Consider the following 14,399-nt stretch of genomic DNA (forward strand, 5'->3'; position numbering starts at 1 on the left):
ACCTGCTTTCCTCGTCGATATCCGAGTATCCGACGCCGATGTGAAGTAAGTCTTGAAATCACCGGCCGTCGGGGGCACCGGTGGGGAGGCGAGGGGTATGCGACGACAGGGGCGGCAACCGGATCAGGCCGACCGATGGCGCGACCGCAAACGCTATCTCTGGCCTCTCGGCATCGTGGCGGCTTTCGGCCCCGGCATCGCGTGGTTGCTGGTTCATTATCTGTCGTGGGGGATCTTCTGGGCCGTCGGTTTCCTCGTTTTCGTGGTACTGATTCCTCTGATCGACCTACTCGTCCGGCTCGATCAAGTGAATCCGCCCGACGAGGTTCTGGCGCGTCTTGAAGCGGACCCGTACTACCGCTGGTGCGTGTACGCCTATCTTCCGGTTCAGTACGCGGGATTCTTCTTCGGCTTCTGGTGTCTGGCGCACGCGCCGATGGCCACCGGTGAGCGCATCGCCATGTCGATGACGATCGCGGTCTCGAGCGCCATCGCGATCAATGTGGCGCACGAACTCGGTCACAAGAAGCCGCGGCTGGAGAAGTCGCTGGCCAAGATCGCGCTCGCTCCCAGCGCGTACGGGCACTTCTACATCGAGCACAACGTCGGACATCACGTCCTGGTCGCGACACCCGGCGATCCGGCGAGCGCACGGCTGGGCGAATCGCTGTGGGCGTTCTGGCCCCGCGCGATCTTCGGCGGGCTGCGCTCGGGTATCCGGCTCGAGCGCGACCGGCTCCGGCGGCAGGGCAAGGGTTTCTGGACGCTGCGCAACGACGTCGTCCAGACCTGGCTGCTCACCGCGGTGCTGGCAGCGGCCGTCGCGATCGCCTTCGGCCCCGGCGTTCTTCCCTGGTTCGTCCTGCAGGCAGCCATCTCGGCACTGATCCTCGAAGGCGTCAACTACATCGAGCACTACGGACTCCTCCGGCCCGTCGGTGAGAACGGACGTCCGGGAAAGATTCTTCCCGAGCACAGCTGGAACTGCGACTACATCTGCAGCAACCTGTTCCTCTACCATCTGCAGCGCCACTCGGACCATCACGCGAATCCGCGGCGCCGCTATCAAGCGCTGCGGTCGTACGACACCGCGCCGCAGATGCCGGCCGGTTACGCGGCGATGCTGCTGCTGGCACTGATGCCTCCCCTGTGGCGACGCGTGATGGACCCGCGCGTGGTGGCTCACTACCGCGGCGACGTGATGCGCGCCAACGTGCAGCCGTCGCGACGCGAGCGGCTCCTGCGGAGGTTCCCGCCGCCCGCCACCGAACGGGCTGCCGCGATCGCACCGCCGTCGAAGGGCCGGGAGAAGCCGCGGGGCGTGACGCCGCGGCCCGCGGTCGGCGTCGTCGACACCGTATGGGGTCGGTTCACTCACGCGAAGACGTGACGGCCAGGCGATGACTTGACGACGGTGACTCGGCGAATGTGATCGGCCGGCGGCCCCGATCAGGGCCGCCGGCCGAATCGCCGTCGACGGGTCGCCCCGTGACTCACGCGCCGTGAATCTGCTCGAATCCTTCGGGGATGATCAGGTCGGCTCGCGAGAGATCGGCGACGTCGGATTTACCCAGACCCATCATCGCCGAGTCGACGCCCATGCGAAGCAGGTCGAGGACGTTCTCCACGCCGGTCTGCCCGTTGGCGGCAAGACCCCACAGGTAGGCGCGGCCGATCATGACGGCCTTGGCGCCCAGCGCGAGCGCTTTGACCACGTCGCTGCCGCGGCGGATGCCACCGTCGAGCAGAACGTCGACCTCGTTGCCGACCGCATCCGCGATCGGTCCGAGGACGCGGATCGTGGCCGGCGTGCCGTCGAGATTGTTGCCGCCGTGATTGGAGACGGAGATCGCGGTGGCGCCGATGTCGACCGCGCGGCGCGCATCGTCGATTCGGGTGATGCCCTTGACCATGAACTCGCCGCCCCACTGCTCACGCAGCCACTGGATGTCCTCCCAGGTGGGCGGCGGAGTGTTCATCCACTGGCCGTAGACGTCGAAGAAGGTCGGTCCCGGCTCGCCCTTGTGCGCGATGTTCGGCGCACTCAGGTCGGGGATGATGAGCTTGCCGTCGCGGAACCAGCTCATCGCGTACCGGGGCTTGGTGATCATCTCAGGCGCCAGCTTGGCTACGGCGTTGAAGTCGACCTGCTCGGGGATCTCCGGGCTGCCCCAGTCGCGACCGACGTTGAACACCCAGTCGGTGGTGACGATCAGGCCCTTGCAGCCGGCCGCGCGGGCGCGCTCGGCGCGCGCCAGGATGTCTTCACGACTGCCGAGCCAGTAGATCTGGAAGAAGATCTTGTCGTTGACCGCGGTCACTTCCTCCACGGGCTTCGACGCGAAGCTGGACAGTCCCATCGCGGTTCCGCGGTTGGCCGCGGCTCGCGCCACCGCCACTTCGCCGTCGGGATTGACCGCCTGCACACCGGTGGGCGAGATCATCACCGGGAACGGGAGGTCCTGCCCCATGACGCGGGTGGCGAGATTGCGCTCCGGCTTCACCCCGATGACGTGCGGCGAGAACCCGAGCTCCCCGAAGGCGTCCACATTGTCGTTGACGGTGATACCGGCCTGAGTGCCGGCGATCAGCGACGAGTAGACCGTCTTCGGCAACCGCTTCTTGGCTCGACGCTGCGCCTCGCCGATGGTCTCGAACCACGGGTTCTGACGCCACGGGTTCTTCTCCATGAGTTCGGAGAACTTGGACATGATCAGTCTCTTTCCTGCTGTGAATGATGTGAGAGTTCGCGTTGTGCTGGGCGGGCTTGTTGAGCGAGCGTCTCGCCAGGCCAGTTGAGCGAGCGTCCTTCTCAGGCCAGTTGAGCGAGCGCCCTTCTCAGGCCAGTTGAGCGAGCGTCCTTCCCAGGCTTGCTGGGCGAGCGCCTCCCCCAGGCCAGTTGAGCGAGCGTCCTTCTCAGGCCAGTTGAGCGAGCGAAGCGAGTCGAAACGGCAAACCGCCCGCGTGCCCGCTGGAAGCTCGCCGATGTTTCGACTCGCTTCGCTCGCTCAACAAGCCTGGGGGGGAAGACGCTCGCTCAACTGGCGCAAAAGGCAATCGCTCAGGAGCAGCCCGACGACGAGCAGCCGGTCGCGGTGGTCGGCATGAATCCGGCGAGCGGGTTCTCGTCGCAGTCGCGCGACGGCGGGCGCGTCATCAAGGTCAGCGGCACCCCGCGGGAGTGGTCCTTGTTGGCGGTCGGCTTCGACCGTTCGCCGGCCAGCAGCGACTCACCGTAGCCCTGGACGCACTCGGGGTCGGGACCGTCGAGCGGCAGTCCCGTGAAGAACTTCGCCGCCATGCATCCACCGCGGCACGCGTCGTAGTGGTTGCAGCTGGCGCATGCCCCGGCACTCTGCGGTTCCCGGAGCTCGGTGAACAGCTCCGACCGCTGCCAGATCTCCTGGAATCCGCCGTCTGTGGTGATGTTTCCGGCGAGGAAGTTCTCGTGGATCGCGAACGGGCAGGCGTACACGTCGCCCACCGGATCGATGAGGCACACGACCCTGCCGGCTCCGCACAGGTTCAGACCCGGCAGACCGCTGCCACCCGCTCCGGCGAACGCCGAGAGGTGGAAGAACGAGTCTCCGGTGAGCACCCGGTCGCCATGGGCCACCAGCCATTCGTAGAGCTCGCGCTGCTGCTCGGGAAGCGGGTGCAGATCGTCCCACACATCGGCGCCGCGCCCGGAGGGACGCAGGCGCGTGATGCGCAGCGTGGCACCGTACTTGTCGGCCAAAGCCTTGAACTCGTCGAGTTGCGCGACGTTGTGACGGGTCATCACGACGCTGATCTTGGCGTCGCGGAATCCCGCGTCGGCGAGGTTTTCGAGCGCACGGACCGCCATGTCGAACGACCCCGGACCGCGGACGGCGTCGTTCACCTCGGCGTTGGCGCCGTCGAGCGAGATCTGGACGTCGACGTAGTCGGACGCGGCCAGCCGCGCCGCCACCTCCGGAGTGATCCGCAACCCGTTGGTCGAGAACTTCACGCCGACCTGGTGATCGGTCGCGTAGTCGACGAGCTCCCAGAAGTCGGGCCGCACGGTCGGCTCGCCGCCGCCGATGTTGACGTAGAACACCTGCATGCGCTGCAGCTCGTCGATGATCGCCTTGCACTGTTCGGTCGAGAGCTCACGCGGATCACGCTTGCCCGAGCTCGACAGGCAGTGCACGCACGACAGGTTGCAGGCGTACGTCAGTTCCCACGTGAGGCAGATCGGCGCGTCCAGCCCCCGCTCGAACTGGTCGACGAGGCGCCCGACCTTCGGCGGCGCGGGCACCGTCAGCGGCGGCGTGAGGGACGGCATGCCGAGAGCCTCGGCGCCGGGGCGGGATTCCAGGGTGGTCACAGGGTCACTCCTCGGTCGGGTGCGCCGGCGCGGGTCGAGAGGCGGCGTCCGGGGCCTGCCGTTCGATGATCATTCCGGACTCGCTCAGCGCGGAGAGGGCTTGCAGATACAGCGGGCGATCGCCGTCGCCGATGCCGGTCGCGGTCATCGCAGCGTCGGCACTGTCGTGGTCGTCCAGAGACTGGACCAGCCGGACCACCTCGAGGTTCTTCAGAAACGAGAGCTTGCGCGTCCCGAAGTGATACAGCAGCGCGCCGAACGGCTCCGGTCGCAGAGCGACTTTCGGATTCATCCGCCACGCACGCGATACGTCGAATGGGGTACCGCTCCCGGCGGCCGCAGGGCCGCCGGGAACAGTGGTCGATGCCGTCGTCATCAGTAGACGCCACACATCCCGTCGATGGACACTTCCTCCACCAGAGACTCAGCCACGAGATCCTGCTGAGTCGCATTCGCCTGATCGGCCATATGAACCATCCTCCTTCACGAGTACTGATGTGGTTCGCTTCACACCATAATGGCACTGGGTGCAGAATCTCTAGGGGTTGGCGAGAATTGTGCGTCGTAAGATCGTGACCGGCGGTTTCTTGGATCGGAGATGATGAGCGATGACCAGATCTGGGCGTGCGGGAGTGCTCGGCGGCCGGCCGGCCGCAACCACACGCGGCCGACTCAGCGCCATCGCGATCGATCTGTTCACCGAGCACGGCTTCGACGAGACCAGCGTCGACGACATCGCCGCCGCCGCCGGAATCGCCCGCCGCACGCTGTTCCGCTACTACCCGTCCAAGAACTCTCTGGCCTGGGGTGAGTTCAACGAGCACCTCGACGGTCTCCGGGACCTTCTGCGGAACAGTTCCGACGACGTCCCGCTCGGCGCCACCCTCCGCGATGCGCTGATCGCCTTCAACACCGTCCCGGCATCCGAGATCGACAAACATCGCCGCCGGATGGCACTGCTCCTGGGCGTACCGGCGCTCCAGGCCCACTCGATGCTGATGTACCAGGACTGGCGACAGGTCATCGCCGACCACTGCGGTGCCAGACTCGGACTCGCCCCCGCGTCGCACGTTCCGCAGACCATCGCCTGGCAGACGCTGGGCACCGCGCTGGCCGCATACGACCAATGGCTCCCGGACCCGTCGGCCGACCTCACCGACCTGCTGCGATCGGGCAGCCGCATCCTGATCGACGGGGTCGCATCACTCACGCAGACGTAGCCCGACCGCCCCGGCGGACTCGCCGCCGCACACCCGGCTCCCGCCATCCGGAACGAGGTCTGTGACAGACTTCGAAGCGCTGATATCCTAAATAGAACACGTTTCAGTTTTGCCACGGCCGAGCGCCGGGCCCGATTCCACAGAGAGTCAACCGATGACCGAATTGACCCCGCACAGCGCGCGCAGCGCCATCCTCACCGTCTCCGAGGTGATCGATGAGACCGCCGACGCGCGCAGCATCGTCTTCGACATCCCCGACACCCACCGGGAGAAGTTCGAGGACTACCTGCCCGGGCAGTTCCTGACTCTGCGGATCCCGAGCGATCAGACCGGTTCCGTGGCGCGGTGCTACTCGCTGTCGTCGGCGCCCCGCCACGACAAACTGCCGAAGGTCACCGTCAAGCGCACCGCCGACGGTTACGGATCCAACTGGATCTGCGACAACCTGGAGGCCGGCTCGCAGATCGAGGCACTGCCGCCTTCGGGCGTCTTCACCCCGGCGAACTTCCACACCCCGCTGCTGCTGATCGCAGCCGGGTCGGGCGTCACCCCGGTGATGTCGATTCTGAAGCACGCCCTGCTCACCGGAACCGGTCAGATCACGTTCTTCTACGCCAACCGCAGCGAGAACGACGTGATCTTCGCCGACGAACTGCGCCGGCTGCAGGCCAAGTACCCGGCCCGGCTGACGGTGCTGCACTGGCTCGAATCGGTACAGGGTCTGCCGAGCGACCGCACCCTGGCGACGCTCTTCGCCCCGATGTCGGCCACGCACACCGCGTACATGTGCGGGCCGGGCCCGTTCATGGACGCCGCCCACAGCGCCCTGATCAAGGCCCGCTTCGACAGCAAGAGGGTGCACGTCGAGATCTACAACTCGCTCTCGGGCGACCCGTTCGCGGACGTCGAACTGGGCGAGGTCTCGGCCGAGGAGGCCGCAGCCGCCGCCGAAGTGGAAGTGGAACTCGACGGCGAGACGCACACCCTCGCGTGGCCGCGGTCGCGCACCCTGGTCGACATCATGCTGGCCGCCGGACTCGACGCGCCGTACTCGTGCCAGGAGGGCGAGTGCGGTTCGTGCGCCTGCACGCTCGTCGAGGGCACGGTCGACATGGAGGTCACCGGCGCCCTCGATCCCGACGACATCGCCGACGGCTACATCCTCGGCTGCCAGGCCCGGCCCACCGCAGACAAGCTCAAGATCGAGTTCTGACTCGCGGGGAACCGACTCGCGCGACCGGCCCGCCGGAGTCAGGCACTAGACTCGGCCCATGACGAACGAACGTCTGGCCCGAGTCCTGTCGCTGATCCTGCTGGTCCCCGGCGCACTGCATTTCGCCGCGCCGAAGCCGTTCGACGCCATCGTTCCCGATGAGGTGCCCGGCGACGCGCGCGCGTGGACCTATGCCTCGGGCATGGCCGAGATCGGTTTGGGCGCAGCGGTTCTCGCTCCGCGTACCCGACGCACCGCAGCTGGACTGGCAGCGATGCTGTTCATCGCCGTCTTTCCCGCGAACGTGAACATGGTGCGTCTGTGGGTCGACAAGAGCCCGGCGCTGAAGGCTGTCGCATGGGCCCGCCTGCCCCTGCAGGTGCCGCTCATCGCCCTCGCTCTCCTGGTACGACGGGGTGCGCCGCGCCGCGCCGCCGCTGAGTGAGGGGTAGCGTTCCGATCCCGCTCACAGCGAGCGGAAGTGAGCCCTGCGTTCCGTCGACAGTCGTTCCACGGCGTACGACAGCGCGGTACGGCCCATCGACGAGGCGTTGACCTCCAGATAGCGGAGCAGCGTCTGCTCGTCGGCGCGCTTGCCCGCCTCGCGCAGCATCCAGCCGAACGCCTTCTGGATCAGATCGCGCCGGTCGTCGATCACCAATGGAGCCACCGCCTCGATCTGCTCCCAGCGCCCCGCCCGAATGAACGCGAACGTCGCGACGATACCGGCGCGGCGCTGCCACAGATCGTCCGATGCTGCCCACTCGAGCAATTCCGACCAGTCGCCCGAGCGCAGGCACCGATCCCCGAGGATCGCGTACGCGGAGACGTCGACCAGATCCCAGTTGTCCACTCGACCGCCGCGCACGGCGTCCCGATAGACGTCCACCCACCGTTCGGGATCGCCGCTCTCGCGCGAGTAGTTGTCGGCCAGAATCAACAGTGCGAGGTGACGGACCTCGTGGGTCCGGTCGCCGAGGAGGTCGACGATCACCGACCGCGGAAGTCCACGCAGACTCCGGGCCAGGGCCCGAAGCTTCGGCACCGGCACACCGGCGAAACGATCGCCTTCTCCGTACTGGCCCGGTCCGGTCTTGAAGAATCGCTGCGACGACGCCGCGCGCTCCGGATCCCCGAGCGCCTCGACGGCCGAGACGATCTCAGAGGCACCGGAGTCGGCGTTCATCCGCCGAGCAGCGTGGAGATCGGCGTAGGGGTGAGCAGGAACTGTCGTGCCTTCATCAGCTTGCCCACTCGGCCGGCGCCGACGACGCCGGTCAGCAGCCCCTCCCGGCTGTAGTACGCCAAGAACTTGCGGCCGTCGTCGTCCACCAGATGCACCTCGTCGTCCGGGCGCGGCGTGCCGAGCATCTGGAACTTGAGCCCGTACTGGTCACTCCAGAAGTACGGCACTGTCTGATGCGGGATCGCGTGACCCAACAGGTGCGCGGCCACCATCGCGGCCTGATCGACCGTGTGGGTCCAGTGCTCGACGCGGTGGCCGTGACCGTCCACGTCGTGCCAGTTGGCGCAGTCGCCGAGGGCGTACACGTCCGCGACCCCGGTGCGGCCGACACCGTCGCACGCGACGCCGCCTCCGGCCGCACGGTCCGCGAGTTCGATACCCGATCCTTCGAGATACTCCAGCTCCGGGTAGCCGCCGATGCCGACCACGATCAGATCCGCGTCCACCCGGCTGCCGTCGGACAGGACGACGCCCGCCGCGCGGCCGTCCTCCGTCACGATCTCGTCGACGCCCACGCCCACCCGCAGGTCGACCCCGGCCTCCACGTGAAGGCGGGTGACCATCTCACCGATCCGGGGGCCGAGCGGCCCCGAGAGCGGCGCCGGCGTGGGTTCCACCAGAGTCACCGAGATGTCCATCGAGTGCAGACTCGCGGTCACCTCGCAGCCGATGAACCCGGCGCCGATCACGACCGCGCGGCTCGCCGACGTCGCTTCCGCCCGCAGTGCCAGCGCGTCCTCGACGGTCCGGATGACGTGCACTCCGGCGACGCCCTCCGACCCCGGGAAGCGCCGTGCGGCCAGCCCGGTCGCCAGGACCAACGTGCCGTACGGCAACGGCGCGACGGTTCCGTCGCATTCCACGGAGACCGTGTGGGACGTCGGGTCGACGGCGACCACCCGGGTACCGGTGCGCAGATCGATGTTCGAGTCCCGGAAGAACTCCGCGGGCTTGAGGTCGACGCGTTCGTCGTCGCCGGTGAGGACGGTCTTCGACAACGGCGGACGGTCGTAGGGCGGATGCTGCTCGGCCCCGAGCAGCGTGATCGGCCCGTCGTATCCGCCGTTGCGCAGGTTCTCCGCCAGGCGGACCCCGCCGAGTCCCGCCCCCACGACCACCACTGGTGCCTCGACCACTGCGTCACATCCCAATCTCATTGCGGCGAAACGTTCTCCACCCGCGACAACCGCCAAACATCGCCCACTCTAGTGACCGTGGCCCATCGTGCGATACCCGTTCTCGTCGGATAGTCCTGTTGTTTGCCCACCGTCACTTCCTGAGTGGCGAACACCAGCACCGACATCTGTTCGTCGTGCCGCTCCCCCGGAGCCGCGCTCGAGACGGTGGTTCGCATCGAGACCTTCGCGGAGACCGCGTCGGGAAAGACCACGTCGGGGCCGCGAGCAGCATAGTCTGCGGCCAGCGCGCCGGTCAGGTGTTTCTGGACTTCGGCACGCTGCGCGGCGGAGTCGTCCGGGGTGAAGGTCATCAGAGCCGCCACGCCCTCGGACGCCGCACGCACGGCCGTATGGTCCGGTACGGCGGGTTCGGCACGCGATTGCACTCCGACGATCCATCCGACGACCGCGACCACCAGCGCCGCGACCGTCACCAGCGCCCACGCCGTCTGCCACCGACGGTCACCGGGCACCTGCGCCCGCCACCGCGACCAGGGGCCCGACCCGGCCGCTGGACGCTCGGGTTCGGCGACGGCACCCACGCCCGCGTCGTCCCTCGAGTGAGTTCCCATCAGGACACCGCCTCCGTCTGCTGCACCAGCCAGTGCCCGTCGACCTCGGCCATCGTCACGCTGACGCCGACCCGGCTCTGCGACGGATCACCGCCGATCAGTTCCGGGCTGGTGGCCTGCGCGACCACCAGCACCGACGTCTTGCCGTCCTCGGTACCCACGACGCCCGAGGAGAGGATCTGACCGGAACTGGGGCGCGGCTGCGACGCCACCGTCGACTGGAGTTGCTCGCGGGCGCCCTGAATCCGGATCCGCTGGTCGCCGGTGCTGACTGCCAGGATGTCGCCGACATATCGGTCGGCGTGCGCCGGATCGGAGGTGAGCATCGTGACGATCGCGTGCTCGGCGGCCTCGCGCGCCGCCTGCTCCTCGCTCGCCGAAGTAGCCATCGAGTCCGCCGAACTGTGCGCCCACCAGCCCACGCCGATGAGTCCGAGCGCGGCGATCACCGCGGCGACCACAGCCAATCGGACCCCCGCGGCCCGGCGATGGGAGCGCCTGACCAGCGCGGGTTCAGCGGCCGCCCGCGCCTGCCGCTCCGACCGGACGGCTTGGTCGTACCGCTCGCGGGCCTGCTGCAGTCGTCGGGTGTCGGCGGCGTCGTCGGTCACTGCAGTTCCTCCAATCCGCTCAGCAGCCAGCGGTCGTCGGAGCGGACGTACGACGCCTGGACCGCCTTGGTTCTGCTCTCACTGTGCCCGCTGCGCGAGGTCACCGTGACCTGCACGATCACCAGCGCCTCTCCCGCGTCACCGTCGGCCCAGGAGACGGCGACGTTCTGCGGAACCCAACTCACCGACGCGGTGCCGTCGGGCGGAGGCCCGTTCAGTGCGGGGCCCGACGCGATCGACAGCGGTGGCGCCACCAGGCTGCGCGCGGTCTTCCGGTCGCCGGCCCAGGTTCGCGAGTCGACGGAGAAGACGTCGGCGACGATGGTTCCGGCCTTCTCCTGCAGCGTCTGCCGCGCCTGCGCGGCGTCGCGCTGTTCAGCGTGGTCGTCGAGTCCGCTGATACAGAAGATCAACCCCGCGGTGAAGACGACGGCGGTCACGCCGAGTCGGAGCACCGTTCCCCACGTCGACATCGGCTTCTCGAGATAGGTGAGGAAGCGGTTCACGGAACCATCACCAACCCGTCGACCTTGAGGTCTCCGTCTTCGGGGACCAGGCTGACGACCAGGCGCAGATTCTGCAGCGGGGCCGCGTCCTGCTCGGTGTCACGGTCGCCGACCTGGACACTGGCGGCGACCATCACCTCGGCGCCGTCGGCCGAACTGGACTGCACGGCGGCCGCGTCGATGCGGCCCTGGCCGTGGGCGCCGGAGTCCTTGACATATGAGCTGTAGGCGTCCGCCGACTGCGCGAAGGCGTCGTGAAAGGAGCCGGTGGCGCCGGCGAGGATGCGCTTGGCACGTGCGGGGTCGTTCGCGTCGACGTCCAGCAGCAGTTCCACCTCGGCCGTCGCCGCTTTCAGATAGTCCTCGTCCGAATACCGCTGGGGTGCTGCCGCTGCGTACCAGATTCCGGCCCCCGCAGCTGCGAGCGCGAGGACGGCGACCGTCGCGAGAATCCACCGCGTGCGGCGCGACATCCGCGAACGCAACCCGGCCGACGCCTCGGCCTCCGCCAAATCGTCACGCGCACTGCGCAGTTCGCTGCGCGCGCGCCTCCATTGTCTGAGGCGGTCGTCTGATCTGAACCCCACCCGGTCGAGCGTACTGATTCAGCTCTGGCCTATCCGTCTGCTGTAAGCGGATCGTGACTCGGCATCGGGGTTCATGAAGATCTCGCCCGAGCGTGTGGTGCGCAGCAAGGCGCGTTTCAGGCTCCGCGGCAGAATCGGGTAGGCGTTCACCCAGCCCATGGAGCGCGGGGCAGCGGCACGCACCCGGACGCCGGCGATGGAGGCGAGCACCTGTTCGGCGACGACGGCTGTATTCACGGAGGTGACCATCGAGTTGGTCGCGAGCCCGTCGATGAGTCCGGTCTGGGTGAAGGTCGGCATCACCACTCCGACCCGCACACCGTGGCCGGCGAGCTCCGAATCGAGTGCCTCCGAGAACTCGATGACGCCTGCCTTCGCCGCGTTGTACACCGTCAACCCCGGTGTGGGCAGACGTCCGGCCACCGACGAGATGTTGACGATCTGGCCGTGTCCGCGGGCCACCATGCGAGTCGCCGCAGCCTGACTGCCGAGGATCACCCCGAGCAGGTCCACGTCGAGCGTCGCCCGGATCAGCGTCTCGCGGTAGTCGAGGAAGGGGCCCACCGGCATGATTCCGGCGTTGTTGACCAGCACGTCGACGGGACCGATCCGGTCGGCGACGGTGTCCAGGAAGTTCTCGAACGACGAGCGGTCGGTGACGTCGAGTTCGATTCCCTCCACGCCGAGATCTGCCGCCGCCTTACCGACCGCATCGACATCGACGTCACCGATCGCCACCTTCGCACCCGCGTCGAGGAGCTCAGTCGCGACCTCGAAGCCGATGCCGCGTGCTCCGCCGGTGATCGCGACGACCTTCCCCGCCAGCCGCGCGCGGATCCGGGCCAGACGCGCCGTGCGCCGTCGATCACGCGACAACCGGCTGGTCAGCGAAACAGACATGGGTGCTCCTGGGTCGAGGGGCGGCATCCGGCCGGATGCCCGATGGGTACTCAGTGGATCATCGGCGCGAGGTGCTTGCGAGCCACCGCACGCGCGTAGTCGGAGGTCGAGTGAGCCGGGTCGCTCGCTGGGACTTCGAGATACGACATGACGACGCGCACGTGGATCTCCACGGCCTGCAGCAGGTCGTCGTCGGCCATCGTGGCGCCGGCCGAACGGAGGGTCGCGGCGATCCTCGCGGTGACCATCTCGATGAACAGTGCGCTGACACCGGAGGTCACTTCGCGTACGGTCCGGTCTTCGTGAACCACCCGTCGCAGGAGTGGATCTGTCTGCACCATCTCGGCCCCGCGCGCGAAGGCTTCGGCGACCGCCTCTCGCGGCGGCATCCCCTCGACGGCTTCCTCGAGACGTGACAGGCCGGCCTCGAAGGTCTCCAGCGCGACCGCCCGAAACAACGCCTCTTTGTTCGGAAAACGACGGTAGAGCGTCGACCGGCTCACTCCCGCGGCCCGCGCCACCTCGTCCATCCCCGCCTTCCGGACGCCGACAGCGGCGAACTCCGCGGCCGCAGCGTCGAGGATGTCGCGTTCCTGTTCGGACACCGAGGCGGTGATCCTGGCCTTTCGCGTCGCAGGCACGACTACCGCTTCCGCATCTGCACCGGGAGCTTGTCCTTCGGCACCGGCAGGGCGCTGTAATCCATCGGCACCTGATACGCGGCGGGGACCGACCACTCGTAGCCGCGGAGCAGGTGGTGCATCACGGTCTTGATCTCCATCTGGCCGAAGTACAGTCCGATGCACTTGTGCACGCCTCCGCCGAAGGGCATCCACGCCATCCGGTGCCCCTTGTCCTCGGCGCGCTCGGCGGAGAAGCGCTCGGGGTCGAACATCGCCGGGTGCGTGTAGTACTGCGGGTCGCGGTGATTGATCAGCTGCGGCACCGAGACCATCGTCCCCTCCGGGATGAAGAAGCCCTGGACCTGAGTGTCCTTGACTGCCATGCGCGGCTGCGCCGGAACCGGCGGACACAGTCTCAGCGACTCCTTCATGATCGAGTCCAAGACGGTCAACCCGCTCAGGTCTGCGTAATCGAGGTCGGGTCCGAACTCGAACGACTGCGCGCGGGCCTTCTCCTGCCATTCGGGGTACTTCGCCATCCAGTACGCCATCTGGGTCATCGTGATGGTCGACGTGTCGTGCGCCGCCATGAGCACGAAGATCATGTGGTTGACCACGTCTTCGTCGGTGAAGGTCTCGCCGTCGTCGCCCTCGGCGTGGCAGAGCACGGAGAAGAGGTCGGGGGTCGCGTTGGCCCGCTTGGCGGCGATGTGCTCGTAGAAGAAGTCTTCGAGGACCTTGCGCGAGCGGACGCCCTTCCACCAGCGACCGCCCGGGACCGGCTTGCGGACGTATGCGACGCCGGCGCGGACGGTCTCGATGAAGGCCTTGTTCAGCCGGTCCGCCTCGTGCTGCGGCAGTTCGAGCCCGAGGAATACTTCGAGTGCGACGTCCAGCGTGAGCGCTTTGAGTTCGGAGAACAGCTTCACTCGGCCGGTCGGGAACCGGGACACGCGGTCGGCCACCATCGGTTGGAGTTCGTCCATGTAGCCCTTGAGGACTTTGGGCGTGAAAGCCTGCTGGAGGATGTGCCGGTGGTTCCGGTGTTCCTCGAAGTCGAGCAGCATGATGCCGCGGTTGAAGAACGGTCCGATGAAGTAGCTCCATGCCGGAGCGTTCGCGAACGCGCGGTCCTTGTTCATGAGGATCTCGTTCGCCGCCTCGGCGCCCATGCACGTGACGATGCGGACGCCGAAGGCGTTCATTCCCGAGACGTCGCCGTACTGCAGACGTTTGCGGTCGGAGTAGCCGAACGGATCCCGTCGCATCTGAAGGATCTCCAGCACTCCATTGCGATCGCTGAGCGGCACCGCCTTCAGATCGCTGCCGGCCTCCGGCTGGGCGAGCACTGCAACCATCGTTCCTCCTCGATACCGGCCGCCTCAGTTGTGA

17 protein-coding genes are annotated in these 14,399 nt (G+C 67.5%); 4 read left to right on the forward strand and 13 right to left on the reverse strand.

Annotated features, from left to right (window positions below):
• Positions 1-97: 97 nt before the first annotated feature.
• Positions 98-1,390 (forward strand): alkane 1-monooxygenase, encoded by a 1,293-nt coding sequence (locus ACK8HH_RS14605; protein ID WP_006895666.1) that lies wholly within the window; start codon positions 98-100, stop codon positions 1,388-1,390.
• A 103-nt stretch (positions 1,391-1,493) separates the two neighbouring features.
• On the opposite strand, the gene mftD is transcribed toward ACK8HH_RS14605, so the two are convergent.
• From mftD to mftA, 4 genes are all read right to left on the reverse strand, one after another.
• On the reverse strand, positions 1,494-2,711 hold the full coding sequence (gene mftD / locus ACK8HH_RS14610; RefSeq protein WP_222111227.1) for a pre-mycofactocin synthase MftD: 1,218 nt from the start codon (positions 2,709-2,711) through the stop codon (positions 1,494-1,496).
• A 350-nt stretch (positions 2,712-3,061) separates the two neighbouring features.
• Positions 3,062-4,351 (reverse strand): mycofactocin radical SAM maturase, encoded by a 1,290-nt coding sequence (gene mftC / locus ACK8HH_RS14615; RefSeq protein ID WP_006895668.1) that lies wholly within the window; start codon positions 4,349-4,351, stop codon positions 3,062-3,064.
• Positions 4,352-4,355: 4 nt separating this feature from the next.
• Entirely contained in the window at positions 4,356-4,727 is a 372-nt protein-coding gene (gene mftB, locus ACK8HH_RS14620) for a mycofactocin biosynthesis chaperone MftB (RefSeq protein ID WP_006895669.1), read from the reverse strand.
• Positions 4,727-4,819, reverse strand: coding sequence for a mycofactocin precursor MftA (gene mftA / locus ACK8HH_RS14625; RefSeq protein ID WP_101841532.1), 93 nt, complete (start codon positions 4,817-4,819; stop codon positions 4,727-4,729). Before mftA ends, mftB begins: the two co-directional genes overlap by 1 nt.
• 140 nt (positions 4,820-4,959) lie before the next feature.
• Between mftA and mftR the strand changes: the two genes are divergently transcribed.
• The 3 genes from mftR to ACK8HH_RS14640 all read left to right on the forward strand — a co-directional run bounded on the left by mftR (position 4,960) and on the right by ACK8HH_RS14640 (position 7,229).
• Positions 4,960-5,571: a mycofactocin system transcriptional regulator gene (gene mftR, locus ACK8HH_RS14630; protein WP_006895670.1), complete on the forward strand. Its 612-nt coding sequence runs from the start codon at positions 4,960-4,962 to the stop codon at positions 5,569-5,571.
• A 154-nt stretch (positions 5,572-5,725) separates the two neighbouring features.
• Positions 5,726-6,784, forward strand: a complete 1,059-nt coding sequence (locus ACK8HH_RS14635) for a ferredoxin--NADP reductase (protein WP_006895671.1) — start codon at positions 5,726-5,728, stop codon at positions 6,782-6,784.
• Between the two features lie 58 nt (positions 6,785-6,842).
• A complete protein-coding gene (locus tag ACK8HH_RS14640; RefSeq protein WP_006895672.1) occupies positions 6,843-7,229 on the forward strand; it encodes a hypothetical protein in 387 nt (128 codons plus the stop codon).
• 21 nt (positions 7,230-7,250) lie between these two features.
• On the opposite strand, the gene ACK8HH_RS14645 is transcribed toward ACK8HH_RS14640, so the two are convergent.
• From ACK8HH_RS14645 to ACK8HH_RS14685, 9 genes are read right to left on the reverse strand one after another with little or no spacing between them, the layout of a single operon-like run.
• Positions 7,251-7,970: a DNA alkylation repair protein gene (locus ACK8HH_RS14645; protein WP_006895673.1), complete on the reverse strand. Its 720-nt coding sequence runs from the start codon at positions 7,968-7,970 to the stop codon at positions 7,251-7,253.
• Positions 7,967-9,166 carry an NAD(P)/FAD-dependent oxidoreductase gene (locus ACK8HH_RS14650; protein WP_278124834.1) on the reverse strand — a complete coding sequence of 400 codons (1,200 nt, stop codon included), beginning with the start codon at positions 9,164-9,166 and terminating at the stop codon, positions 7,967-7,969. The genes ACK8HH_RS14645 and ACK8HH_RS14650 overlap by 4 nt, the downstream gene beginning before the upstream one ends.
• 17 nt (positions 9,167-9,183) lie before the next feature.
• A complete protein-coding gene (locus ACK8HH_RS14655; RefSeq protein ID WP_278124836.1) occupies positions 9,184-9,780 on the reverse strand; it encodes a hypothetical protein in 597 nt (198 codons plus the stop codon).
• On the reverse strand, positions 9,780-10,391 hold the full coding sequence (locus ACK8HH_RS14660; RefSeq protein WP_006895676.1) for a hypothetical protein: 612 nt from the start codon (positions 10,389-10,391) through the stop codon (positions 9,780-9,782). The genes ACK8HH_RS14655 and ACK8HH_RS14660 overlap by 1 nt, the downstream gene beginning before the upstream one ends.
• Positions 10,388-10,897, reverse strand: a complete 510-nt coding sequence (locus ACK8HH_RS14665; RefSeq protein ID WP_006895677.1) for a hypothetical protein — start codon at positions 10,895-10,897, stop codon at positions 10,388-10,390. Before ACK8HH_RS14665 ends, ACK8HH_RS14660 begins: the two co-directional genes overlap by 4 nt.
• A complete protein-coding gene (locus ACK8HH_RS14670; protein WP_006895678.1) occupies positions 10,894-11,484 on the reverse strand; it encodes a hypothetical protein in 591 nt (196 codons plus the stop codon). Before ACK8HH_RS14670 ends, ACK8HH_RS14665 begins: the two co-directional genes overlap by 4 nt.
• 18 nt (positions 11,485-11,502) lie before the next feature.
• A complete protein-coding gene (locus ACK8HH_RS14675; protein ID WP_062365916.1) occupies positions 11,503-12,384 on the reverse strand; it encodes an SDR family NAD(P)-dependent oxidoreductase in 882 nt (293 codons plus the stop codon).
• A gap of 50 nt (positions 12,385-12,434) precedes the next feature.
• Positions 12,435-13,025: a TetR/AcrR family transcriptional regulator gene (locus ACK8HH_RS14680; RefSeq protein WP_006895680.1), complete on the reverse strand. Its 591-nt coding sequence runs from the start codon at positions 13,023-13,025 to the stop codon at positions 12,435-12,437.
• A gap of 2 nt (positions 13,026-13,027) precedes the next feature.
• On the reverse strand, positions 13,028-14,365 hold the full coding sequence (locus tag ACK8HH_RS14685) for a cytochrome P450 (RefSeq protein ID WP_062365917.1): 1,338 nt from the start codon (positions 14,363-14,365) through the stop codon (positions 13,028-13,030).
• Positions 14,366-14,399: the final 34 nt, after the last annotated feature.

It is taken from the genome of Gordonia sp. LUNF6 (genome assembly GCF_047041125.1).
Classification (GTDB): Bacteria; Actinomycetota; Actinomycetes; order Mycobacteriales; family Mycobacteriaceae; genus Gordonia; species Gordonia sihwensis.

What these genes read in the sequence shown, in the direction of transcription:
- ACK8HH_RS14605 (WP_006895666.1), top strand. Translation starts at nt 98, where the DNA reads ATGCGACGACAGGGGCGGCAACCGGATCAGGCCGACCGATGGCGCGAC.
- mftD (WP_222111227.1), bottom strand. Translation starts at nt 2,711, where the DNA reads ATGTCCAAGTTCTCCGAACTCATGGAGAAGAACCCGTGGCGTCAGAAC.
- mftB (WP_006895669.1), bottom strand. Translation starts at nt 4,727, where the DNA reads ATGACGACGGCATCGACCACTGTTCCCGGCGGCCCTGCGGCCGCCGGG.
- mftA (WP_101841532.1), bottom strand. Translation starts at nt 4,819, where the DNA reads ATGGCCGATCAGGCGAATGCGACTCAGCAGGATCTCGTGGCTGAGTCT.
- mftR (WP_006895670.1), top strand. Translation starts at nt 4,960, where the DNA reads ATGACCAGATCTGGGCGTGCGGGAGTGCTCGGCGGCCGGCCGGCCGCA.
- ACK8HH_RS14635 (WP_006895671.1), top strand. Translation starts at nt 5,726, where the DNA reads ATGACCGAATTGACCCCGCACAGCGCGCGCAGCGCCATCCTCACCGTC.
- ACK8HH_RS14640 (WP_006895672.1), top strand. Translation starts at nt 6,843, where the DNA reads ATGACGAACGAACGTCTGGCCCGAGTCCTGTCGCTGATCCTGCTGGTC.
- ACK8HH_RS14645 (WP_006895673.1), bottom strand. Translation starts at nt 7,970, where the DNA reads ATGAACGCCGACTCCGGTGCCTCTGAGATCGTCTCGGCCGTCGAGGCG.
- ACK8HH_RS14655 (WP_278124836.1), bottom strand. Translation starts at nt 9,780, where the DNA reads ATGGGAACTCACTCGAGGGACGACGCGGGCGTGGGTGCCGTCGCCGAA.
- ACK8HH_RS14675 (WP_062365916.1), bottom strand. Translation starts at nt 12,384, where the DNA reads ATGTCTGTTTCGCTGACCAGCCGGTTGTCGCGTGATCGACGGCGCACG.
- ACK8HH_RS14685 (WP_062365917.1), bottom strand. Translation starts at nt 14,365, where the DNA reads ATGGTTGCAGTGCTCGCCCAGCCGGAGGCCGGCAGCGATCTGAAGGCG.